Annotated in this window: 19 protein-coding genes and 1 riboswitch; of the genes, 3 read left to right on the forward strand and 16 right to left on the reverse strand. The window is 39.1% G+C overall.

Annotation, left to right across the window (positions count from 1 at the left end; all coding sequences use genetic code 11):
* The first annotated feature begins 19 nt into the window (after nucleotides 1–19).
* On the forward strand, nucleotides 20–1459 hold the full coding sequence (locus tag VRHSUH09_RS05465) for an alanine/glycine:cation symporter family protein (protein WP_105081621.1): 1440 nt from the start codon (nucleotides 20–22) through the stop codon (nucleotides 1457–1459).
* A 399-nt stretch (nucleotides 1460–1858) separates the two neighbouring features.
* On the forward strand, nucleotides 1859–3115 hold the full coding sequence (locus VRHSUH09_RS05470; RefSeq protein WP_054748267.1) for a Glu/Leu/Phe/Val family dehydrogenase: 1257 nt from the start codon (nucleotides 1859–1861) through the stop codon (nucleotides 3113–3115).
* A 97-nt stretch (nucleotides 3116–3212) separates the two neighbouring features.
* Here the strand turns inward: VRHSUH09_RS05470 and VRHSUH09_RS05475 are convergent, their stop codons facing one another.
* The 7 genes from VRHSUH09_RS05475 to VRHSUH09_RS05505 all read right to left on the reverse strand — a co-directional run bounded on the left by VRHSUH09_RS05475 (nucleotide 3213) and on the right by VRHSUH09_RS05505 (nucleotide 10516).
* The gene (locus VRHSUH09_RS05475) at nucleotides 3213–3704 is read right to left on the reverse strand and encodes a QueT transporter family protein (RefSeq protein ID WP_105081622.1); all 492 of its coding nucleotides are present in this window, start codon (nucleotides 3702–3704) and stop codon (nucleotides 3213–3215) included.
* A 588-nt stretch (nucleotides 3705–4292) separates the two neighbouring features.
* Nucleotides 4293–4982, reverse strand: a complete 690-nt coding sequence (queC, locus tag VRHSUH09_RS05480) for a 7-cyano-7-deazaguanine synthase QueC (protein WP_105081623.1) — start codon at nucleotides 4980–4982, stop codon at nucleotides 4293–4295.
* Between the two features lie 68 nt (nucleotides 4983–5050).
* On the reverse strand, nucleotides 5051–5806 hold the full coding sequence (locus VRHSUH09_RS05485; protein ID WP_054748264.1) for an exodeoxyribonuclease III: 756 nt from the start codon (nucleotides 5804–5806) through the stop codon (nucleotides 5051–5053).
* Between the two features lie 152 nt (nucleotides 5807–5958).
* Complete coding sequence (locus VRHSUH09_RS05490) at nucleotides 5959–6186, reverse strand: DEAD/DEAH box helicase family protein (protein ID WP_054748263.1); 228 nt, start codon at nucleotides 6184–6186, stop codon at nucleotides 5959–5961.
* Between the two features lie 13 nt (nucleotides 6187–6199).
* Complete coding sequence (locus VRHSUH09_RS05495; protein ID WP_054748261.1) at nucleotides 6200–7018, reverse strand: sulfurtransferase; 819 nt, start codon at nucleotides 7016–7018, stop codon at nucleotides 6200–6202.
* A gap of 181 nt (nucleotides 7019–7199) precedes the next feature.
* A complete protein-coding gene (locus VRHSUH09_RS05500; protein ID WP_054748259.1) occupies nucleotides 7200–7604 on the reverse strand; it encodes a (deoxy)nucleoside triphosphate pyrophosphohydrolase in 405 nt (134 codons plus the stop codon).
* An 8-nt stretch (nucleotides 7605–7612) separates the two neighbouring features.
* The gene (locus VRHSUH09_RS05505) at nucleotides 7613–10516 is read right to left on the reverse strand and encodes a DEAD/DEAH box helicase (protein WP_105081624.1); all 2904 of its coding nucleotides are present in this window, start codon (nucleotides 10514–10516) and stop codon (nucleotides 7613–7615) included.
* 315 nt (nucleotides 10517–10831) lie between these two features.
* On the opposite strand from VRHSUH09_RS05505, the gene VRHSUH09_RS05510 reads away from it, so the two are divergent.
* On the forward strand, nucleotides 10832–11767 hold the full coding sequence (locus VRHSUH09_RS05510; protein WP_105081625.1) for a YiiG family protein: 936 nt from the start codon (nucleotides 10832–10834) through the stop codon (nucleotides 11765–11767).
* 42 nt (nucleotides 11768–11809) lie between these two features.
* Here the strand turns inward: VRHSUH09_RS05510 and VRHSUH09_RS05515 are convergent, their stop codons facing one another.
* The 9 genes from VRHSUH09_RS05515 to VRHSUH09_RS05555 all read right to left on the reverse strand — a co-directional run bounded on the left by VRHSUH09_RS05515 (nucleotide 11810) and on the right by VRHSUH09_RS05555 (nucleotide 24097).
* Entirely contained in the window at nucleotides 11810–13363 is a 1554-nt protein-coding gene (locus VRHSUH09_RS05515) for an ABC transporter substrate-binding protein (protein ID WP_105081626.1), read from the reverse strand.
* A 359-nt stretch (nucleotides 13364–13722) separates the two neighbouring features.
* Nucleotides 13723–14538, reverse strand: coding sequence for an ABC transporter ATP-binding protein (locus VRHSUH09_RS05520; protein ID WP_054748255.1), 816 nt, complete (start codon nucleotides 14536–14538; stop codon nucleotides 13723–13725).
* Entirely contained in the window at nucleotides 14531–15328 is a 798-nt protein-coding gene (locus tag VRHSUH09_RS05525; protein WP_054748253.1) for an ABC transporter ATP-binding protein, read from the reverse strand. Before VRHSUH09_RS05525 ends, VRHSUH09_RS05520 begins: the two co-directional genes overlap by 8 nt.
* A 12-nt stretch (nucleotides 15329–15340) precedes the next feature.
* Nucleotides 15341–16909 carry an ABC transporter substrate-binding protein gene (locus VRHSUH09_RS05530; RefSeq protein WP_054748250.1) on the reverse strand — a complete coding sequence of 523 codons (1569 nt, stop codon included), beginning with the start codon at nucleotides 16907–16909 and terminating at the stop codon, nucleotides 15341–15343.
* Between the two features lie 160 nt (nucleotides 16910–17069).
* Nucleotides 17070–17891, reverse strand: coding sequence for a nickel transporter permease (gene nikC, locus VRHSUH09_RS05535; protein WP_054748248.1), 822 nt, complete (start codon nucleotides 17889–17891; stop codon nucleotides 17070–17072).
* Nucleotides 17891–18829 carry a nickel ABC transporter permease gene (gene nikB, locus VRHSUH09_RS05540; RefSeq protein ID WP_105081627.1) on the reverse strand — a complete coding sequence of 313 codons (939 nt, stop codon included), beginning with the start codon at nucleotides 18827–18829 and terminating at the stop codon, nucleotides 17891–17893. Before nikB ends, nikC begins: the two co-directional genes overlap by 1 nt.
* Before the next feature lie 162 nt (nucleotides 18830–18991).
* Nucleotides 18992–19179: riboswitch (cobalamin riboswitch) on the reverse strand.
* 390 nt (nucleotides 19180–19569) lie between these two features.
* Complete coding sequence (potE, locus tag VRHSUH09_RS05545) at nucleotides 19570–20901, reverse strand: putrescine-ornithine antiporter (RefSeq protein ID WP_105081628.1); 1332 nt, start codon at nucleotides 20899–20901, stop codon at nucleotides 19570–19572.
* A 557-nt stretch (nucleotides 20902–21458) separates the two neighbouring features.
* A complete protein-coding gene (gene argH, locus VRHSUH09_RS05550; protein ID WP_105081629.1) occupies nucleotides 21459–22886 on the reverse strand; it encodes an argininosuccinate lyase in 1428 nt (475 codons plus the stop codon).
* Nucleotides 22886–24097, reverse strand: coding sequence for an argininosuccinate synthase (locus VRHSUH09_RS05555; RefSeq protein ID WP_054748244.1), 1212 nt, complete (start codon nucleotides 24095–24097; stop codon nucleotides 22886–22888). The genes argH and VRHSUH09_RS05555 overlap by 1 nt, the downstream gene beginning before the upstream one ends.
* Nucleotides 24098–24298 lie beyond the last annotated feature (201 nt).

Genomic DNA, 24298 nt, shown 5'->3' on the forward strand with positions numbered 1-24298 from the left:
GAGAAAGGACTGATACTCAATGCAAGCCCAGTTAAACGCTACAATATCTTTGATCAATGGATATTTGTGGGATTATCTTATTATCTTCATCCTCATCGGTGCAGGTCTTTATTTCACATTTACAACTAAATTCGTACAAATTCGATACTTAGGTGAAATGATTCGACTCATTGCAAGTAGTGCTGGTGAGAAAACTGAAAAGAATCACATTTCTTCATTCCAAGCGTTCTGCGTAACCACAGCATCTCGTGTAGGTGTTGGTAACATCGCAGGTATCGCGATTGCCGTAGTAATCGGTGGTCCTGGTGCTATCTTCTGGATGTGGGTTATCGCACTTCTTGGTGCCTCCACAGGATTCGTAGAATGTACATTGGCCCAAATCTACAAAAAACCTCTAGCTAATGGTGGTTTCTATGGCGGTCCAGCTTACTACATCCGTCAAGGTTTAAATAGCCCTGGCTTCTCCGTTTTATTCGCAGTACTTATTACGATCACATTCGGTTGGATTTACAACTCCGTACAAGCTAATACATTAGCAGCATCCTTGGTAACTCTCGATGTTCCTGCTCATATTACTGGCGGTATCGTAGCTGTCTTAATTTTATTCATCGTATTCGGTGGCTTAAGTGCAGTTGCAAAAGTTGCAGAAATCCTAGTTCCAGTAATGGCATTTGCTTACATCGGCACAGCATTATACGTTATGATTACTAACATTACACAATTGCCGCATGTATTCTACTCCATCTTCTCTCATGCATTCACACTTGATGCAGCTGGTGGCGGTCTCTTCGGTGCCGTTATGATGACTGGTATCAAACGTGGTCTATTCTCAAACGAAGCTGGTCAAGGTTCCGTTCCTAACGCAGCGGCTACAGCTACTGCAAATCACCCAGTTGAACAAGGTTTAATCCAAGCGTTCGGCGTATACTTAACAACATTCATCATCTGTACAGCATCTGCGTTCATCGTTCTTATCATTGGCGATTACACGACTACAGGTCTTACAGGCGTTGCATTGGTACAACATAACTTAGCACAAGAACTTGGTCCATGGGCTCCATACGCAATGGCATTGTTCATCGTTATGTTCTCCTTCAGTTCCCTAGTTGGTAACTACTACTATGGCGAAATCAACATCACTCACCTTACAGATAAAAAGATTTACCTAAATCTCTTCCGTCTTGGTGTAGTAGCAATGTCTTACATTGGTTCCGTTGCATCCCTTGAACTTGTATGGAATGCTGCCGATTTATTCATGGCACTTCTAGTTCTTACAAACGTAACAGCTATCGTGCTTCTTAACAAACAAGCAGTTGCTGCACTTGCTGACTACGTAGATCAAAAACGCCGTGGCATCAAAGTCCCTGTATTCAACAAAAAAGTACTACCTACTCAAGAAGGTTTAGTATGGTGGGGCGATGGCCAAACTACAGACAGCTCTGCTGCTGAAAAACATTAATCAATCGATTAATTAAATCATTACACACATAAGGGTCCTTATTCCTCCGAATAAGGGCTCTTATTTTTTTGTGAAAGCTTTTAATTTACATACTAATCTCGGTCAACTAAAAGAAATTTATACACTACGCCAAAACTACTAAAGCAAATTTATACATTAAATCGAAATAACTGAGCAATTTTATACACTAGCCGTGGAAGGCTAAAGCAATTTTTTCTCCTTTAATAGCAGTGAGTAAAATCACAGTATTTATCTATATTTTTACTTACTTTCAACGATTTAAAACTATAGAATATATTTATAAAAACGAAAAGGGTATTATGTATACAACGTCGAATACATAAGTATGTGAAAATTTAGCACAATTAATAAATTTACTCTGATATTCAGGAGGCAATTATGAGCGGTTACAACCCATATGAAAACATGCTAAACACTTTAGACGTAGCAGCTGAGAAACTCGGCTACTCTCGTAGCGATTACGAAGTATTACGTCATCCAGAACGCGAATTAAAGGTAGCAGTACCTCTTCAACTAGACAATGGTGATGTTCGCGTATACGAAGGCTATCGTTGCCAACACTCCACATTACGCGGCAGCGCTAAAGGTGGTCTTCGCTTCCATCCAGATTCCGATGAAAACGAAGTTCGTGCATTGGCAGCTTGGATGACTATTAAAAACGCCATCGCTAACATTCCTTATGGCGGCGGTAAAGGCGGTATCAAAGTTGATCCTAAAACTTTAAACCCTCGCGAATTAGAACGCTTAACTCGTAACTTCGTACGTCGTATTGCGCCAATCATTGGTGTTAATACTGACGTTCCAGCTCCAGACGTAAATACAAACTCTCAAATCATGAGCTGGATCGCTGACGAATACAGCACATTAAAAGGCGAATGGAGCCCTGGTATCGTTACTGGTAAACCTATCGAAGTAGGCGGTTCCTTAGGTCGTAATGAAGCGACTGGTCGCGGCTGTCTCATCGCATTACAAAGTTACTTAGCTAAGAAAAACTTAGACATCAAAAACCTTACTGTAGCAGTTCAAGGCTTCGGTAACGTAGGTTCCGTAGGTGCTCGTCTTATCGCTCAAGCAGGCGCTAAAGTTGTGGCTATCGGCGACGTAAGCGTTAACATCTACAACCCTAACGGTATTGATGTGGAAAAAGCATACGAATATGCTAACTCCCATGGTCGTTCTCTTGAAGGTTACAGCGAACCAGGTATGACTACAATTGGCGCTCAAGAATTATTGGCTCAACCAGTTGATGTATTGTACATGGCAGCTCTTGAAAACCAATTGAACAAAGACAACATGGAAAACATCCAAGCTAAAATCATCTTGGAAGGTGCTAATGGCCCTACTACTAATGATGCAGATAAATACTTCTATGAAAAAGGTATCGACATCATCCCTGACGTTCTTGCTAACGGCGGCGGCGTAGTTGTATCCTACTATGAATGGGTACAAAACAAAGCAAGCTTCTACTGGACTGAAGAAGAAGTTAACGAAAGATTAACTAAAAACATGCAAAATAGCTTCGAAGCTGTTTGGGAAATGCAACATAAATACAATGTACCACCTCGTCAAGCAGCGTACATGGTTGCTCTTGAACGTCTCGTAGTTGAAACTAGATGGCGCGGTTATAACTGCTAATCCATTCTACCTCCATAACATTTAGCCATAAAAAAGGCGTAAGCTCATTTGAGCTTACGCCTTTTTGTTTGCCTATAAATCTTTTTATTTATCTATTTTACTTGAAAGCGCCTACCAAAGCTGCCACACTAGGACGGCTGATTAATGCTTTCACTAAAATAGAGCCAAGAACGGCTGGGATTGTTTGACCTACGATAAGGTTCAATACTAATGGCCAGTATGGAAGGCCAAGCAACGGGCTGAGCCATAACGGTACGCATAATGCAGGTACAAAGATAATAGGAAGCATCGCCCACCAAGCGCTGAGACCAAGCTTACGCATACCTACGATAATACCTGTTGTTAAAATACCAACGCCAAAGCCGCCTACCATATCGAGGATACCAAGACCCCCGAACAGGAAGTTAGAAATGAGGTTGCCAATCCCCATGGGAATTACCAAAAACGGAAAGGCATAAGCAAGTGCATATAATGATGTTGCTATACGAATTTGATACGCTCCAAAAGAAACGCTTTGCGTTAAATATAGTACAACGATGTACAATGCCACAACCATGGCAGAAATAGTCAATTTACGTGTAGTAATCATAACACTCACCTCCTCAAATAAAAAAAGCATGGCAAAACTACCATGCTATAAATGCTTATGAATTTCCGTAGTTTTGTTTAGAGACAGGATGGTTTCAAACTGTCTTATTTAGTTGTGCACTTATAATATCATATATTTTCGATGTTTACAAGTCATGAGGAGATATAGAGTACTAAAGCGGCCTTTACTAACTCCTGATATCGGTCTAATGTAGGCATAGACGGGGCGGTGGCAGATACCTTTCCGCATCGCTCCACTGGCTATACGGTCATCGGCCTAGGGCCTCGACCTGCCAAAGTCGCTCTTTGAAAAGGTATCTACCACCACTGCGAATTTAGCAAATCAATGTTACGGATATTAGTAATTCTAAAGGCCGCTTTAACTCAGCATCCTCCAAATGATAAATAATATGAAGTATATTACTCATCAAAGCGCCTCAACTAGTCTAAGCCAGTTGAGGCGAGCTAGTGACATATAAGTCCACCTAATCCTCAATATATTATCTTATCTATTAGTTTATATGCAAAGTAGCCGCCTAAACGGCGACTACTAATATAATCCAGTTTTAGTGGATTTAGAGAAGTTCTATTATTGTGCTGGGTCTTCGACGCCGTTGGCCTCAAAGGCGGCTTGTCTGTCGATGCAGGTACCGCAGTGTCCGCATGGTTTGTCGCCGCCTTCGTAGCAGGACCAGGTTAGGTGGTATGGTACGCCGAGTCGTAGGCCTTCTTTTACAATATCCGCTTTATTGGAGTTGATAAATGGTGCTTCTAGAGAGCATTCTTTACCGGATCCTTCAAAGATAGCATCGCCCATGGATTTATAGAAGTGTTCTGTACAGTCTGGGTATGCGTTACCAGCCGCATCATCGCTATGGGCACCATAGTAGATATAGCCGCAGTCTAGAGATAAGGCTAAGGAAGCCGCCGCAGATAGGAATAGGCCATTTCTAAATGGCACATAGGTGCTAACGGTGCCTTCTCCTTCTGTTTCTTGTTGTTCCTTGTATGAACCTTGAGGTATTTCCTCTGTGGATTGGGTCAATAAAGAGCAATTGCTGAAGGCAAACAATTTAGTGACATTCATCGTTTTACCTTCAATTCCATAATAAGCGAGAATAGATGTAGCAGCCTCTAATTCTTTACTATGTTTTTGACCATATTGAATGGATAACGGCACTACATTATCTTTGCCAAATCTTTCAATAGCTAACGCTAAACATGTAGTACTATCTACCCCACCACTGAATAAGACAACAGCCTTTTGTTTTTGAGCCATAAGGTCTCCTTTCACCTATTACAACAGCCCCATCCTAAGATGAGGCTGTAGATTATACTTTCAATATATTATAAATCGATATCTAATTCTACTGGGCAGTGATCAGAGCCAAAGATTTGTTGGTGAATTTTAGCTTCTTGAATTTTGTCGTCAAGACGTTTAGAGGTGATGAAATAGTCAATTCTCCATCCCGTATTTCGTTCACGAGCTTTACCCATGTAGGACCACCAACTATATTCCTCAATAGCATCTGGATACAGGTGACGGAATGTATCTGTAAAACCAGCACCTAACAGTTCGGTCATTTTTGCACGCTCTTCGTCGGAGAAGCCTGCATTTTTACGGTTTGTCTTAGGATTTTTAAGGTCGATTTCTTGATGTGCTACATTGAGGTCACCACAGAGAATGACTGGTTTTTTCTTATCTAATTCAAGCAAATAGTTGCGGAATGCATCTTCCCAAGTCATGCGGTACTCAAGACGAGCCAATTCACGTTGGCTATTTGGCGTATAGCAACATACTAAATAGAAATTGTCATATTCAGCAGTAATAACACGGCCCTCTTGATCATGTTCTTCAATGCCAATACCGTTAGTTACGGACAACGGTTTAATACGCGTGAATACAGCCGTACCACTATAGCCTTTTTTTACAGCGCTATTCCAATATTGCTCATAACCTGGCAATTCTAAAGAAATTTGATCAGGTTGCAATTTTGTTTCTTGTAAACAGAAAATATCTGCATCCAGTTCGTTAAAGGATTCCATAAATCCTTTTGTTACAGCCGCACGAAGGCCGTTTACATTCCAAGAAATTAATTTCAATGCTTACTCCTTTCCGATACTTCGCATCAATCTAATACGTTTCACCTTATTCAACTTGGTGAAAGTCTCGTTTACAAAAAATAAGGTTTTACTTGATTTGCACTTAATCTATGCTAAATATAAGCTAATCTAAGGGTTATATTATGACTATATTACTGCTTTTTATGTTTTTTTGCATGTCTAGCTTCAGCGCGAGCCTTGCGTGCATTTTCGTTGGCCTTAAGGTCGCTTTCACGTTTCTCACGGAAATAATTAGCCACTGTAGACAAAATAAGAACTACTAACACAGTAACATTAAACATACCTGGGCCAAAATTATAAATGTGATAACACATATAGGCAAAGGCAACAACCGTTAACAATTGCTTTAAAAGATTCATTTGACCTCCTGTGTTAGTTTAATGTTTCTACACCTGTATTAAGTGGGAACCCATCATAAGTTACCCAATCACTAGAGCTGCCAACATATAATGCAGATTCCAAGCCAACTTCGCTCATAGTTAACAATGCATTACAAGCTGTAACACCAGAACCGCAATAGGTTACAACAGGTCGATTTTGATAAATTTCATTATAATACTCAGCCTCTAAGTCTTTCACAGGCTTCGGACCATCGACTGTATAGCCACTTTCATAGAAATGATTAACAGCACCAGGAATATGTCCTGTCATGCCATCCATCGTATCTACTTGAGATCCATCGTAACGGAAAGGCGCACGAGCATCAATGATAACATGGTCACCACTTTCACTAGCCTTGAGTACCTCATCACGACTCATCACCATATGCGTTTGCAATTCATAGTTAAAAACAGACGGTTCTGCAGGTAACGGAGTTGGTTCTTTAGTTAGACTATGACCTTCCTTAACCCAACGTTCAACACCACCGGACAATACGCGCACATCAGTTAAGCCCATGTAACGCAACATCCACCAAAGGCGTCCCGCCAAGAAGAGCCAAGAGTCATACACAACAACCTTGGAATCACGAGTGATCCCGTAAGACTCAAATGTATGAGCCAAACGCTCCATATCTGGCAATGGATGACGACCACCATGCTCGCCCAAAGGACCTGTTAAATCCTTGTTTAAATCCACCGCGTAAGAACCTTTAATATGGCCTTTTTTATAATCTTGATAGCCTCGAGCATCTAAAATAATGACCTCATCGAGACAAGCTAACAATTCATTAGGAGTGATAAAATTTGACATAGGTACTCCTTTCATATAATTATATCGAAAAATACAAATCTGATAATATTATTATATACGAGTACAAGAGGATATACAATTTATTTTGGTATAGTGAAAGTTATTTAATATCTTAAGATGTAAAGCAAATACGAAAAGCCCCTATCTAAGATAGAGGCCTAAGCATAATTCAATATTAGGCTTATAGACATTTATGTATGGCATCTACCGCATCAATATCAGCAGGAAGCCAATCCACAGAATATAAAGTATCTTTTGATAACCATTTAGCTGCTTCATGCTCTACTAACGTAATATTAGAGTCATTTACTAAGGAACATAAATAGCAATGCATTGTTAAATCAAACTTTTCATAGCCAGTATATTCAATGGTAATAATATGCTCTTGAACATTAATATCAGCTTCTAGCTCTTCTTTGATTTCTCTAATAAGGGCTACATCATGAGCTTCACCTGGTTCAATTTTACCACCTGGAAACTCCCATCCATCCTTTAGATCACCATAACCACGTTGCGTTGCTAATATGGTATTGTCCTTTCTTATAATAGCAGCTACAACTTCAATATGTTTTCGTTGTTCACTCATATATATCCTTATCCATTTACAATATAATCATAAATATCATCCCGTACAGGTACTTCAAGCACATATTCTAATTCTACTGCCGCAGTACCGTTGGCCATTGAAATTTCTTTAGCATTCTCCTGACCGGTAGAATGAATGGGTCCTAAATAATAAAACTCTTTAGACTCCTCATCATCTTTGTTCTTCCTCACAAACAAATGCATTGCAACACCTAATGCATCAGCATTAAATGCAGTTTGTACATCATCAGAGGTAAAGGTTCGTTTATTCTTAGATATAGCTTTTAGTAATCCTGGATTTTCAAATCTATCCTCATACTTAATAGTATCTTGAATATCATCAGCTTTATGGTAGTTGATAAACACAGGGTATGTTTTTGTTTCCTTATGAAATTTATATCCTCCAATATTGAGAGGTACTTCATTTTGAGGCCACTCTAATAATAGGCAAACTTGTTCATATGTATATTTTTCATATAAAGCAAATGGCGTATTACCATAAATATTATCTTTATACCTTTCATTAAACTGCTTGAAACCATATGTAACAAGTTCTTGAACTTGTTCTTTAAAATTATTATCTTCTAAAGCCTGTTTAAAAATTTGGGATATACCATACTTACCATTAGAGAACTCAATAAACTCACTATCTTCAAAAGTCTTTTGTGCTACTTGAACGCCAAATCGATTTGTCATTATATTGATAAGATTAATTCGTCCATATTCAGATAAATCTACATTGTAATTATTATAAAGCACTTCAGATACATAGTTAATGATATCGTCACGACCATCTAATAATGCCTGTAAAACTATAAGATCTCTGGCACGCATCCCTATCGTTAATTTTTGAGATATAAAATGCAGCATTCGCTCCTGAACAGGCGTAAAGGATATATCATAGTCCTTATCCTTAATCTTTATCAAGAAATGATGATAGGACTTAAATTTACTAAAAATTCTACTTACATCAATGGAGCCATGATCAGCAAAATCAGCAATTTTAGGAATACGCCCCAATTTAAAACGTAAATTAAAATACGCTTCCTTTATTAATTTCATATCTGAAAATCGAGCAGTATCAATAGACTCATAAATACGCTGTTTAGCTATTTTATCAAAATGCACCGTCGAGGTACCTGGAATAATACGATTGCCAGCCTGTACATAACGACGCAAAGTGTCTTTGTTATAGCTCCTATCACCAGATAATGCTAAAGGAATCATAAAATTATTGGTATAGTTACCGATGAAATCTAAAATAACAACATATTCCTTGTCTTCAAATTTACGCAAACCACGTCCGAGTTGCTGAATAAAAATGATTGGACTTTCAGTTTGACGTAGCATAATAACTTGATTAATCTCAGGGATATCAACACCTTCATTAAATATATCCACCGTAAAGATATAGTCAAGCTGCTCATCTATACGACCTTGGTATTCTCCTGTACCAGTTAAACGAGCAATTGCTTTCTCCCTAATTTCTTGGCTATCTTCACCAGTTAAACAAATCGTACGATAAGCACCACGTTCGTTAAATGCATCAGATAACTCTTTGGCTTCAATTCTATTAGCACAAAAAACAAGTCCTTTTACACGACTACCACTATGTCCGAAGTAGCGAATCTTTTCTATAATTTTATCTACTCTCTCCTTTGTAGATAAATTCGAGAAAGATACGTCCATATCGGATATATCTTCTTGAGTATCCACCCATAAATCACTAATCCCAAAGTAGTGGAATGGGCAGAGTAAATCCTCTTCTAAAGCCTGTTGTAAACGAATTTCGTAAATAATATTGTGGTCAAATAATTCATACAGATCATAACCATCAGTTCGTTCTGGACTTGCAGTCATCCCCAATAAAAACTGTGGTTCAAAGTATTCAATTATGCGTTGATAACCATCTGAACCTGCACGATGTACTTCGTCAATAATAATACAATCAAATTCCTTCGGATCATACTGTTTCATTACATCATCTCGACCCATCATTTGCATGGTCGAAAATACATGTGTTGCATTATAGTGTTTCGCATTTCCTGATACGAGTCCAAACTGAATTGAACTGTCGTTATAAATTCGTTCAAAGCTTGCAATCGCTTGCTTTGCAATTTGTTCACGATGGACTAAGAATAAAATTCTTTTAGGCTTCATCTCTCGCATAGCAAAAGCGGCTGCATAAGTTTTACCAGTACCCGTAGCAGATATCAAAAGGCCTCTTCTTGCATTATTAGCTCTTAGCTCATTGAAGTTAGCAATAAACTGTTGTTGCATGCTATTTGGTTCTAACTGAACCAAATCTATAGCTCTAAATTGTTCTGCTACAGTTTTTTGAGAGGCTCGCTCAGGCCGTACCCATCTAGGTTTATACCAAGGAATAAACGCTTCATAAGGAATGGCAAACTCGGAATTCCAATATAGGTCAAACTCTTCTGTAATTTCCCGGGCATACGTATCACTACAATGCGCTTCAGACCGAGTATTCCATTCACGATTTTTCTTTAATGCATTAATAGTTAAGTTAGAGCTGCCGACAATAATTTGATAAGATTCATCTTTTCTAAAGATATACCCTTTTGTATGAAAGCCATGACCACTACCATTTGTAGTGCAATAGACTTTTAAATCAATATTCTTTAAATTTCCTAAGTCTTCTAAAACTTCTGGACTATTAAAGCCAAGATAGTCTGTCGTTAATATACGACCTCGAACACCACGCTCTTCTAATTCCTTAAGAATTGGCTTTAATGTTAGTAAACCTTCTGGTGTTATAAATGCTACAGATATTAAAAACTCATCACAACTTCGTAAGCCATCTTCAATAGCTGATAAAACATTACGACCTTCCCCATTAGCAATAAGTTCTGAAGATGTAGCAAAATTAATTAAACGATTCGATTCTGACATAACGAACTCCCCATATAATTAATACTATACTTGCTATTATACCAGCCGCAGCAACAGCGTCTAGAGTATATATATTTTTATACCCAAAACCTTATATATTCATTTGATATGCACTCTATTTCATCTGTAAATCGTAATGTATAAATATTAATATATGTTCACATCGAATAATTTCATCAATCCCTTATGATTATTACTGGCATACGTCTTTTTTGTCGCTTAGAGTTGTGATATAATGTAACTAATTACTCTTAGGGGCGTAGTGTGCCCAAATGGATCCAAAAGAGTTAGTGTGTTTGCAAGGAGCGTACGCAGTTGAAAAAGGGGTACATCAAGTTAATAGCGGCCATTGTACTCGGTGCGGCTATTATCGGTGGTGGGATTTATGGAGTGTATACACTTCTGTCATCCAATACAACGACAATTTTATATCGATCAACAGTTGACGATAAGATCAACGCAATTCGTCCTTATATTGTTGCATTAGACACATATAACTCGTACAGCGTAGCTTATGCTAACCAATTACAACCAACTCTTGAAGAGTTGCGTAATAGTTCCCATAACACGACGATTACCTTGCCTAAATATAAGGATCTCAAAACCGCTTTAGAAGCAGCAAAACAAGATAGTTCTACTCCATATGAAGACGTAAACCAAGCAACAAATGACGTACTCGCCGTACTTGATCAAATTATTCCGATTGCAGATCAGTTGCAAGCTTACTATGTAGAACGTCGATTTGAAAAAGATAATTTTAAAGGCAGCGATGAACTAGCTGCACAATATGTACCATTAGCTGAACAATTCTATGCTACGTATAATGCATTAGATTTAGCTTTAGATAATCGTAACAACGAACTCTACACTGAGCGCATGAACGAGTATCAAGGCGAAAAACGCGATAATGCGGTTAATTTTATTGAATTAAACCTCATGACAGCACAAACTATCGACCTTATTGATCCAGATGGAAATACGGATACGCAAAAGGTTGAAGCTAACTTACAGCAAATTTCACAACGTATTAACAAATTACAACCTGGTACGACTCCAGAAACACAAAATGCTGTACGAGAGTATCAAGATGCTGTAAAAGAGTTTGTTGCAGAAGCCCGCAACTATATTATTATTAACTCATCTTATGGCGAAGCCTATACGCAATTATTTATTAAGTATAATAAGATGATTAATAAAGCTAATTCTGTAAATATGGCAGACTTAGATGTAACAGAGAAAAATAAAAAATAAAGATATACAAAAAGAGGACCAAATGGTCCTCTTCTTTTTTGTCTATTTAAGTTTAAGATCTTTTGTAATAATATAGTATTCAGACGGTGTCATCTTAATACCATCAATCTTCTTATTACCTACGATATTGACTTTAGGATAGCCTAAGAATAATGCTACAGCGTTATCTAGCATGAGTTGTTGTGCGTTGATAACAGCATTACGGCGTGCCACAGGATCGTTAGCGCTTTCACCAAGGACTAACAATTCATCAAAACGTGGATCGGAGAAGCCTGAGCCATTAGTTTCAACACCGGTACCCCAATATTGTTTCAAGAACCATACTGGTTCACCTGTATTAGCAGTTACTACACTAGAGATAATCATGTCATAATCGCCAGATTGAGATAATGTGTCAATCACAGCATAGTCTACGATTTTAATTTGTAAATCTACGCCGATTTTTTTGTAGTCTGCTTGTAATGCTTCTGCATATAATGGCAATTCAGGACGAGATGTATAAGCATAGAAATCAAGTACTAGGTTTTCACCATCTTTATCTACAATGCCGTCGCCATTCGTATCTTGATAGCCTGCACGTTTAAGTAATTCTTTAGCACGTTCTACATTGTATTTATTAGGATCGCGCAATTGGTCAAAGCCATAATCAATGGATGGTGGCAATGGAGCCTTACCTGCTACAAATGTATCCTTCATGAGATTCTTTGCATAAGACTCACGGTCTGCAGCGGCAATGAGTGCTGCACGCAAATCAGGATTTTGAAGCTTACCTTTTTGCCCCATACGAACAAATACGTCACGCAAGGAAGCTACTTCATAGACAGTAAAGTTCTTATCATTTTGGAATATACCGTATTCGCCAGGGCCAATGCTAACAGCCATATCTACATCACCCGCTTGTAATGCCATGGCACGTGTGTTGGCATCGTTAATAGATGGAATTTCAACCTTAGCAAAGCCTACCTTGCCATCCCAGTAATTATCGTTACGTTTGAGTTCTGCACGCTCTTTTGTGAAAGAGGATACTACATATGGACCCGTACCGATAGGACCTTCCTTAGCAATATCACGACCATCAGCCTCTGCTGTAACATCCATAATTAGGAACAATGGATCCCCAAGTAAGCTTGGCAAGTTATAGTATTCCTTGTCAGTCTTAATTGTAAGCTCTTGCCCCTTAGCCGAGATTTCTGTATAGTTAAAGAACGTTTTTGCTCGTTTACTCTTCGCAAAGGTTCTTTCGAGAGATGCTTTTACAGCCTCTGCTGTCAAACTTTTACCATTTGAGAATTTTACTTTATCGTTGATGGTGAAAGTCCAAGTCAGCTTGTCATCTCCTTGTTTCCAAGAAGTAGCAAGCCATGGTGTCGCTTTCATTTGATCGTCAAACTTGATAAGCGTTTCACCTACGCCAAAGCGTACAACCGCCCAGCTGAAATAGTTTTCTGTTGGTTCTAATGTACCAGCAAAGCTAATGGCCCCTACCTTTAACACATCATTAGACGGAGCAGCGTTTTGATTCATACAACCAACAGTGCCTAGCACAGTCATACCTAAGGTCATACCAATTAATAAAGCCTTGCGTAAACCTTTCATTTACACACCTAACCTTTCTACACACATTAACATTATTCTCGCTCAGACTCCTATAAACTGTTTAAATATTATATAGTTAGCATAATTCCTGCTTACTTTACATCCATCAGGAATCTATGTACATCACTTCATATGAGCATATTTTATTATACCCATAGGGGTATATTTCACACAGTCAACTATACTATATATTCGATGCTAACACAATAAATATTTACGAAAGATTTCGATATATCTATTTTAGAACGACCATATCTATATTTCATATAAAAAATAGCAGTTAGCTTACAAGCTAACTGCTATTGTAATGTACCTATAAGATTTAAAAAAAATATATATGCTTAAATGTATTTCTTATACTATGCTTCTAATGCAGCCTCTTCCAGTGTAAGTGGCTTATGGTCTTGGCCAATTTCAAAGATGGAGCTCAATAGAACCTTTGTATAAGGATGCTTCGCATCAGCTAAGTGGAGTGCATCTAGCTCTTCAACGATAGCACCTTTGTACATTACGACCACCTTGTGGCACATGGTACGAATAAACGCAATATCATGAGCGATAAATAGGTATGTTAAGTTTTTCTTTTTTTGTAAACGCGCCAATAAATAGGCAATGGAGTCTTGTACAGATACGTCTAGAGCACTAGTAGCCTCGTCTAATACAAGAATTTCAGGCTCTAACACGATAGCACGCGCAATGGCCACACGTTGACGTTGACCACCAGACATTTCATGAGGATAACGATGCATAAACTCGCGAGGTAAATCTACCATTTCAAGATAATCACCAGCAATTTGTTCCTCTGTTCCCTTTTCAAGAAGACCAAAGTTGTATAGTGGCTCAAGAATAATATCCTTTACCTTCATACGCGGATTAAACGCCGCAGATGGGTCTTGGAATACCATTTGAATTTTCTTACGGTATTCTTTTGTTTGCTCAGAGTTCATATGCTGAATCTCTACGCCATCTACGTAAATCTCACCTTCCGTAATAGGCAGCATCTTCATGATCATACGAACCAAAGTCGTTTTACCAGAGCCAGATTCTCCTACAATCCCAAGGGACTGGCCTTTTTCTAAGGTAATATTGATAGTTTTACACGCTTCGAGCTCACCACCAGTAGGAAGTGGGAATCGTTTACATACATTTTTTAATTCTACAGCGTAGTTAGTCAATGTAACGACCTCCTCCCAATGTTGGTACCGCATCTTTTAATTGCTTCGTATATTCATTAGATGGATTTTCTAAAATATCTTGCGTTGTGCCAGCATCAACAACACGGCCCTTTTTCATAACAATGATATAGTCGGACATATAGGCCGCTACACCAAGATTGTGCGTAACCATTACGATAGCAGAATTATGCTCTTTAGCAAGTTCTAGCATTTGCATAACCACTTGAGACTGTGTCGTTACATCTAGTGCCGATGTCGGTTCATCACCGATGAGCAACGCTGGGTCTAAGGCTAGTGCCATAGCAATGCCCACACGTTGTCGCTGACCACCGGATAGCTCATGAGGATAACGGCGCAATATATCAGCACCATTAGGCAAGGATACAGCTTCTAGTAAGGCAATAGCACGGCGATCACATTCGTCATTATCGATTTCAATATGAGACTTAAATAATTCTCTGAACTGCTTACCGATACGTACGATTGGATCTAATGCACTACCACTATCTTGGAAAATCATGGCCATATCTTTGCCGCGCAAAGATCTCCATTCAGATTTAGACAAGTTGCGAAGGTCATGACCATTAAAAATCATGGAACCCTCTGTAACTTCACCACCTACAGGTAGTAAACCCATGAGGGCCCGAATCACGGTAGTTTTACCGGATCCAGACTCTCCTACGATGGTTAACACCTTGCCGCGTTCCAAGGTAAAATTCACATCCATAACAGCAGGCACACCTTGGTACGCGATGTTAAGGTTTTCTACAGTTAGTATGTTTTCTGCCATTATAGCTCCTTACTATTTTGTAATTTTGTTAGTAATCCAGTAGTAGTCACTTGGGTACATTACAGCACCTTTCAAGTAAGAACCAGTAACGATATTAGTTTTAGGGTAACCTAAGAACAATGCAGCACCATCATTCATCAATATTTGTTGAATTTGAATTGCATAGTCACGACGTTTTGCAGGATCGAATTCAGTTTCAGCAGCATCTAATAATTGGTCAACTTGTGGATTGGAGTAACCAGAACCGTTTTGAGGGTTGGAACCATCCACATTAGTATGCCAGTAGTTAGCTAAGAACCAGATTGGATCGCCTGTATTAGCAGTTACGATGTTGGAGATAAGCATATCATAGTCGCCATCTTGACCCATTTTATCAATCAAGTTATAGTCAACTGTTTTGATTTTCATGTCGATGCCCACTTTTTTGAGGTCAGCTTGTACTGCTTCTGCATAAAGTGGCAATTCTGCACGAGAGTTATATACTACGAAGTCAAATGTTAATGGTTTACCATCTTTATCTAGGATGCCGTCACCATCAGTATCTTTCCAACCATCTTCAGCTAACAATTGTTTAGAGCGTTCAGGATTATACGCATTAGGATCTTTCAAGTCCTTGAAACCGTAGTCCATGGATGGCGGAATTGGAGCAGAACCAGGAATAAATGTACCTTTTAACAATACATCGGCATAGCTCTTACGGTCTGCTGCAGAAATAACAGCAGCGCGAACCTTGTCGTCACCAAGAATACCTTTTTGGTTAATACGAGCCAACACTACACGAAGAGATGCAATTTCATCTACTTTAAATTTATTGTTGCCTTGGAATAAACCAATTTCACCAGGACCGATGTTAACGGCCATATCTACGTCGCCAGATTGCAAGCTCAATGCACGCGTATTAGGATCATCGATGGAAGGAATCTCAACAGTTTTGAATGGTACTGCACCATCCCAGTATTTTTCGTTCGCTGCCATTTCAGCACGTTCTTTAGTGAAGGATTTAACTACATATGGGCCTGTACCGATAGGGCCTTCTTTAGCGAAGTTACGACCATCTTTTTCAGATTGTACGTCAACGATGAGGAACAGTGGATCCGCCAAAAGACCTGGCATATTAGGATATTCTTTTGTTGTATGAATAACTAATTGTTGACCATTAGCTTCAATGGAGTCATATTCGAAGAATGTTTTCGCACGGTTAGACTTTTCAAATGCACGTTCAATAGATGCTTTTACAGCAGCTGCATCAACTTTTTTACCATTAGAGAATGTTACTTTATCGTTAATTGTGAAAGTCCACGTTTTATGGTCTGGGGATACTTCCCATTTGGATGCGATCCAAGGTTGCGGTTTCATTTGCTCGTCGAATTTAGCCAATGTTTCGCCTACACCATAGCGCATTACAACCCAAGCGAAGAAGTTTTCCGTAGGTTCTAAAGTAGAAGCGAAGTTAGTTACGCCTACTTTCAATACGTCTTTATTTGCAGAGCCGTTGTTATCGGAGCCACAACCTGCGATGAAGGAACCCATCATTACAATGCTAAGACCTGCTAAGAGGGCTTTTTTCCAAGATTTTTTCATGTAAAATCTCCTTGTACCACTACATACAAAACATAAAAACATTTAACATCATGACTATGACAATCCTACATAATCAGTGATGGAAAAAACATACATTATAATCTATCCACCTAGACACTTTCATAAAAGACAGTTCTAGAAAATGAATACATCTCATAGATTACCCTTGGTTCTTCGGATCCACTACGTCACGTAAAGAGTCAGACCAAAGGTTAAAGATTGCTACTACGATAAGGATAGATATACCAGGGAATGCCATGAGCCAAGGACTCGTCTGCAAGTACTGACGACCTTCATTGAGCATAAGGCCCCATTCTGGTGTTGGCGGCTGAGCACCAAAACCTAGGAAGGATAGACCTGCTACTTCAATCATGATGGCCCCAATATCTAAAGCCCCTGTGGTAATAACGAGAGGCATGATATTAGGAATAATATGACGTCTAAGAATTGTAGATGTATTAGCACCCATCATGACAGCTGCCGTTACATACTCCTCACCACGCACCTTAAGTGTCATAGAACGTACAATACGAGCATATTTTGCCCAACCAACAACAGATAAGGCTAAAATCGTATTCACGATACTACCACCCAAAATACCCGCTATGGCAATTGCCAATACGATACCAGGGAAGGATAGCATAATGTCAGTGATACGCATGAGTACCATTTCAACTTTACCGCCAAAATAGCCTGCTGCTGCACCAATGATAGTGCCTACGCTAACCATAATGACAACAATGGTAACACCCATGAACAAGGATAATTGTGTACCATAAATGATGCGAGACAATACATCACGGCCTAGTTTATCTGTACCAAACCAATGTTGACTACTTGGCGCTTGTAATGCTTGACTCAGATTTGAGGAAAAAGCATCGCCAGGTGCAAGCCAAGGCGCAAAGATAGCAATGAGTACCACAAGAAGCATTAAGGTGCTATAGAAAGAGAACAATTTATGTTTTTGAATGAATTCTGCCATTATGCTCTCTCCCGTTTCAATCTAGGGTCTAATAGTACATATGACGCATCAATTAATGCATTGATACACATATAGGCTAAGGCAACCCACAATACAAAGCCTTCAATCAATGGATAGTCGCGCATGGTAATAGCGTAAACTGCCATGTTCCCTAGGCCAGGCCAAGAGAATACCATTTCTACAACTGCTACACCACCTAATAGCCAGCCCATGACAACACCAAGAATAGTGATGAGCGGCAAGACGGCATTTGGCAAAATATGACCAAATAAAATCTTCATCTCACTGACACCACGAGCACGAGCACCGATAACGTAATCCTTTTCCATTTCTTCAAGGATAACAAGACGAACTTGGCGCATATACTTAGAACCAATTACGACAGCTAATGTAGCAGCTGGCAAAATTACACCTATTGGCGTTATACGAGATGTAGCAATTGGTACAAGACCTAGTTTAAGACCGAAGATATAAATAAGTACAAGACCTAACCAAAATGATGGCATAGATACGCCTACAAAGGATAAAGATCTCAACACATAGTCTACCCATTTATTACGATTTAAGGCGCTTATAATCCCTGCTGGCAATGCATAAAGCAGAGTAAATACTAAAGCAGTACCTGCTAACATTACTGTCCCTGGTAAAGCCTCCAACATACGATCTACTACTGGCTTTTTAGCAGAGTAACTCATCCCTAAATCACCTTGTGCAGCATTCACAACCCAGTTTGCATATTGCACTATAAACGGTTTATCTAACCCAAGCTGAGCCCGAGTCTCATCGATGAGCTCCTGAGACACGATAGTGTCTGCCGTTTCTAGTAGCATCGTTACTGGATCGCCTGGTGCTAAATAGGTGAGACAAAATGTTAAAAATGTGATGCCAAACAAGGTTACAATAAATTGCCCCAACTGTTTGACAAAGCGTTTGCCCATAGGCGCCTCCTAAACTCTCTAAACACTAACAACAAATCAAACGAACAACTAATGTTACCCTCTGCTTAACGCAGCAGTAATACGCCAAAACAAAGGAAAATAAGTCACCTGAGAAACTCAAAAAGGTTAGTCGCCTGACTAACCTAAATTAAGCACAGTATATGCTACCATGCATTTAGAGCAGGCTTTCTGACTCAGATTCATCGCAACATTTCGGCCTTCCCAGTTTCCCAGTGACCCTATAATGAAACCTTGCTCCTCATTACAGCTATTTGCATAGTATGAGATTTACACCCATTTTCCTCTTTTACGCTCGGTGAATACCGACACTCATTAGTTCATTCATTTTTATCGATTATAAATATACTATATTAATATCCTATTTACAATACGCATACCCCTTATGGGTATATGTACATCGTAGATTTTCAATATAATTTTTATACTAATAAAAATTATCGATTACTGATTAAGTCTCTATTTATGTATAAACCTATACAAATCACTTTATATATGTGACTTTTTACCGTATTAACTGTATGCAACTGTATATATATTAATTATTATTATAATGGTAATTTTCTCATGAATTTTTTTTATACATACCGAAAAAACTTTTAATCACTTTAGCAACTATCAATTATTTATAATTAATAAAACCATAATTAATAAGTTTGATTAATATACCAAAAAGAGGCTGTTACTAAGTAACAGCCTCTTATAAGACGAGAGATATTCAGTTAATCGATACTTTGTTGTAAGCGGTGCGCTCTGCGTGTATCCCACGCTTTACGCAAAACATAGATCACGAAACCGATGCTTACCGCTACTGCACTACCTACCATAGCATCAAAGCCACATGCGTAGATTGCATATAAACAGTAGATAACACCTGCGCCGAATACGTAGTTGGAACGTTTAATGCGGCTTTCAGCTACACCAGCCATACGCATCATTGTAGGTACTGCCAAGATGCACAATACATACGGTACTACGTTAGTTACAACAGCTAAGTTTACTAAGATTTCAAATTGCTCACGCAAGGAGTCGCTTGCAGTGAACAAAGTAAGTAATGTTTCAACAGCGAGTAAAATGAATACGCCACGAACAGGAGCGTCTTTGCTATTTACACGAGCGAATACTTTAGGGAAGTAACCGTGTTCCGCTGCGCTTTTGAATACGCGAGACAATGTGAATTGCCAGCAAAGTAAAGCGCCAAAGCAAGAAATAACCATAGCAGCCATAACGATGTTTGCAATTGTATCATTGAACATGTATACGAATGTCAAACCGAATGGTGCGTTAGAATTTAATAAGTCAACGTTAGGAACGATACCGGCCATAACGTTTGTGGACAAGATGTAAACCACCGCCACTGCTAATGTACCTGCTACAGTTGCAATAGGTACGTTTCTCTTTGGATTCTCAACAGCATCAGCATTAGCCGCTGCGGATTCAAACCCTAGGAAGCCCCATAATGTTAGGGAAATAGATTGTTTTACCGCATCGTAAAGCGGAAGATCATTTGGGTTCCATGCCGCCCAATAGATAGACGGATCAAACCAATACCAGCCGATTGTACCGATTAAAAGAACCGGAACGATAGAGCCCCAAATAGTCATGTTGCTGAGTCGACCTGTGAAGCGATTGCCTCGGAAGTTCAAAATCGCTGCAAACCACAAGAGCACAATTGTTACTTGGCTTGTTTGTGTAGCATTAAGGTCAACACCAAAGAAAGCTGCGCCATAACCTACGGCAGAAACCGCGATGGCGATATTAGCAATGATGAGAGATATGCTGTAAGCATAGCTCGCCATAAAATGTCCAGTTTTACCGAAGCGGTGTTCTGCATAACCGCCCATGCCCCCTTTATTTTGGGAGAACATACCCGCTTGAGCAAAAATATACGCTAGTAAAAGCGCACCCACAGCTGTCACGAGCCAAGATAAAACTGAAATAGTACCAACTTGAGCCAAATTAGTTGGTAACATAATGATCCCAGCTCCTAGCATATTGGCTGCTACCATTGTGGTTAGCTGGAATACAGACATTTTTTTAGCGGTCGTTTTCATGTATCAATCCCCTTTCATAAGGTGAATTTTTTCTCGTCCATAATTCACTTAAATATAATATACCGCTAAGTAAATCCAGTTCGTGCTGTGATGGGCTTGAATGTGGATTTACCGTTGTTATTCTTATTACGAATTACATAATAACACCTATGAAACCAAAATGAAAGTACTTTATTGGCGGACAAGCCATATTACACGAATTGAATAAATTATAGTTAATTTATCATCTAAAACGAACAGAACTCATTTTAACAATGACAAGGTATGTTTTTACCCTATTTTATTCTGTGTATATATGTAATTTTTCCTATCTATCACGGTTATAGTGTCCTAGTACAAGACTATTATTTTCTCACAGTCCACTGTATACGTACGCAAATTTATATTTTTTTAATAGTACATTATCAATTAGAAAAGCCTTTTTATAGGTATTACCTGGCTTTTAAACGAAAAAAATCGATATACACATGAGCTTTGAGCTCTATATAGAGCTTCTAAAACAGACTTATATGTATATCGATCTTAAGTTTTCAATAGAAAGTTAAAATGTAAAACACTTATTCTTGTGCAGATTCAACAATTGCTTTCCATTCTGCAATTTGTTTTTCTTCTTCGGAGATAAGGGCTTTACCATTGTTACGTTGTCTTTCAACACATTCTGGAGCGGTACCAGAGTAGTTGTTACGACCTGCTACGCAAGCTTCGATGGAGATAGCATCAAGGATATCTGCATCAAAATGATGTGAGATAGCTTTGAAATCCTCAACGGATAAATCAAGCAATACGCAACCTTTTTCAATACAATGATGTACAGCATTACCTACGATTTCGTGAGCTTCACGGAATGGAACGCCTTTTTTCGCAAGGTAATCTGCCATGTCCGTAGCATTAGAGAAGTCATCATCGAGGACAGCTTTCATATGCGCCCCATTGACCTTCATACCGCGAATCATTGCCGCATTGATGGACAAGGCAAAGTGTACTGTATCGATAGCATCAAAAATACCCTCTTTATCCTCTTGCATATCTTTATTGTAGGTAAGTGGCAAGCCTTTTAAGGTAGTTAAAAGACCCAGTAAGTGACCATAGGTGCGACCAGTTTTACCACGAACGAGTTCACATACGTCAGGATTTTTCTTTTGTGGCATAATGCTAGAGCCTGTGCAATGAGCATCATCAAGTTCAATAAAATTAAACTCATTGGTAGACCACAAAATCAACTCTTCACTAAGACGGCTCAAATGCATCATCACAAGAGATGCAAAGGATAAGAACTCAACCACGTAGTCACGATCGGATACAGCATCCATACTATTTTCGTAAATACGAGAGAAGCCGAGTAGCTTTTGTGTATAGGTTTGATCAATACCGTACGTAGAACCAGCTAATGCACCTGCACCAAGTGGCATAATATCTGCATGCTTAAATACCATCAACAAACGATCAAAGTCGCGTTCCAACATAGAGAAGTATGCCATCATATGATGACCAAACAATACAGGTTGTGCCCGTTGTAAATGCGTATAGCCGGGCATGATAACATCGCTGTATTTTTCAGCAGTTTCAATGAGGGCTTTTTGCATATCTACGATGAGCTCGCCCATTTCTACAACGGCTTTACGCACGTACATATGTAAATCTACTGCACATTGGTCATTACGGCTACGACCTGTATGTAATCGGCCACCTGCTTCGCCAATATCATCGGTTAAGCGCTTTTCAATATTCATATGAATATCTTCAAGAGCCACGGAGAATGGGAACTCACCTTTATCGATTTGGTCTTTAATCTTTGTTAAGCCCTCAACAATAGCGTCCCGATCTGCGTCGGAGATAATATTTTGTTTTGCCAGCATTGTTGCATGTGCTTTACTACCTGCAATATCTTCGGCGTACATCCGCGCATCAAAAGCGATAGAGGATGTAAAATCCTCTACCGCTTTATCAGTGCCTTTTGTGAAACGCCCGCCCCACAATTTAGCCATTATTTACCTGCCTTTTCTTTCATCAATGCATTAATTTTGAGAGGTAAACCGAACAAGTTGATGAAACCAGCCGCATCAGCTTGGTTGTATACATCATCTTCTTCGAATGTTACGAAATCTTCGCTGTACAAGGAGTATGGAGATGTAGCACCAGCAGAAATGATGTTGCCTTTGTACAATTTAAGTTTTACATCGCCAGTTACAGTTTTTTGAGTTTCATCAACGAACGCTTGCAAAGCATACATCAATGGTGCAAACCACATGCCATCGTATACGAGTTCAGCATATTTGTTAGCAATAAGTTCTTTGTAGTGGTATGTAGCTCTGTCGAGGCAAAGGTATTCAAGTTCTCTGTGAGCATACATGATGATGGATCCACCTGGGTTTTCATAAACGCCACGGGATTTCATGCCTACTAATCTATTTTCAACGATATCTACAACGCCTACGCCATGGTGTGCACCGATTTCGTTGAGTTTTTCTAACAATTGTAAGGGAGTACCTTCTTGGCCATCTACCGCTACAGGTACGCCATCTTTGAAGGATACAGTTACATAACCAGCTTCATCTGGAGCTTGCTCAGGAGTATGTGTTACCAAGTACACATCATCTTTAGGAGCATTTGCTGGGTTTTCAAGATCGCCGCCTTCATGGGACAAATGCCATACGTTTTGATCCATGGAGTACGGATGTTTTTTAGTAGCTACTACTGGAATGTCGTGCTTAGCAGCATACTCCATGCAGTCAGTTCTAGATTTCAAATCCCACTCTCTCCAAGGAGCGATAATTTTCATATTAGGAGCCAATGCTTTGATGGCGAGTTCAAAACGAACTTGGTCATTACCTTTACCTGTCGCACCGTGAGCAATAGCATCAGCACCTTCTTTTTCGGCAATATCTACGAGGATTTTACCAATCAAAGGTCTAGCGAAGGATGTACCTAATAAATATTTACCTTCGTAAACGGCACCCGCTTTTACTGTAGGCCACACATAGTCTTTTACGAACTCTTCTTTAGCATCCACGATGTACGCTTTAGACGCACCAGATTTGATCGCTTTTTTCTCAACTGCATCATAATCCTCAGGTTGGCCCAAGTCTACGCATACGGCGATAACTTCAGAACCATAATTTTCTTTTAACCAAGGAATGATAACGGATGTGTCCAAACCGCCAGAATATGCGAGTACTACTTTATTTGCTTTACCCATGATAACACCTCATAAACTACTATCTATTTATACTCATATAATCAATATTATATCAGATCATTGTGAAAGCACCGTGGTTGTATCTGCTACCAACGGTCACCTTCTCCTTCTGACAAAAAATAGTATACACCTGTATAATTATAAATGCAAGTATTATTTTTATTCAATATAATAATATACTTCGGAACGTAACTATCTTTT

The sequence above is a fragment of the Veillonella rogosae JCM 15642 genome (assembly GCF_002959775.1).
GTDB classification, from domain to species: Bacteria; Bacillota; Negativicutes; order Veillonellales; family Veillonellaceae; genus Veillonella; species Veillonella rogosae.

Bases quoted from the DNA above. Each gene is read 5' to 3' on its own strand.
- VRHSUH09_RS05465 (WP_105081621.1), top strand. From the start codon at position 20: ATGCAAGCCCAGTTAAACGCTACAATATCTTTGATCAATGGATATTTG.
- VRHSUH09_RS05470 (WP_054748267.1), top strand. From the start codon at position 1,859: ATGAGCGGTTACAACCCATATGAAAACATGCTAAACACTTTAGACGTA.
- VRHSUH09_RS05475 (WP_105081622.1), bottom strand. From the start codon at position 3,704: ATGATTACTACACGTAAATTGACTATTTCTGCCATGGTTGTGGCATTG.
- queC (WP_105081623.1), bottom strand. From the start codon at position 4,982: ATGGCTCAAAAACAAAAGGCTGTTGTCTTATTCAGTGGTGGGGTAGAT.
- VRHSUH09_RS05490 (WP_054748263.1), bottom strand. From the start codon at position 6,186: ATGAATCTTTTAAAGCAATTGTTAACGGTTGTTGCCTTTGCCTATATG.
- VRHSUH09_RS05495 (WP_054748261.1), bottom strand. From the start codon at position 7,018: ATGTCAAATTTTATCACTCCTAATGAATTGTTAGCTTGTCTCGATGAG.
- VRHSUH09_RS05500 (WP_054748259.1), bottom strand. From the start codon at position 7,604: ATGAGTGAACAACGAAAACATATTGAAGTTGTAGCTGCTATTATAAGA.
- VRHSUH09_RS05505 (WP_105081624.1), bottom strand. From the start codon at position 10,516: ATGTCAGAATCGAATCGTTTAATTAATTTTGCTACATCTTCAGAACTT.
- VRHSUH09_RS05515 (WP_105081626.1), bottom strand. From the start codon at position 13,363: ATGAAAGGTTTACGCAAGGCTTTATTAATTGGTATGACCTTAGGTATG.
- VRHSUH09_RS05525 (WP_054748253.1), bottom strand. From the start codon at position 15,328: ATGGCAGAAAACATACTAACTGTAGAAAACCTTAACATCGCGTACCAA.
- VRHSUH09_RS05530 (WP_054748250.1), bottom strand. From the start codon at position 16,909: ATGAAAAAATCTTGGAAAAAAGCCCTCTTAGCAGGTCTTAGCATTGTA.
- nikC (WP_054748248.1), bottom strand. From the start codon at position 17,891: ATGGCAGAATTCATTCAAAAACATAAATTGTTCTCTTTCTATAGCACC.
- nikB (WP_105081627.1), bottom strand. From the start codon at position 18,829: ATGGGCAAACGCTTTGTCAAACAGTTGGGGCAATTTATTGTAACCTTG.
- potE (WP_105081628.1), bottom strand. From the start codon at position 20,901: ATGAAAACGACCGCTAAAAAAATGTCTGTATTCCAGCTAACCACAATG.
- argH (WP_105081629.1), bottom strand. From the start codon at position 22,886: ATGGCTAAATTGTGGGGCGGGCGTTTCACAAAAGGCACTGATAAAGCG.
- VRHSUH09_RS05555 (WP_054748244.1), bottom strand. From the start codon at position 24,097: ATGGGTAAAGCAAATAAAGTAGTACTCGCATATTCTGGCGGTTTGGAC.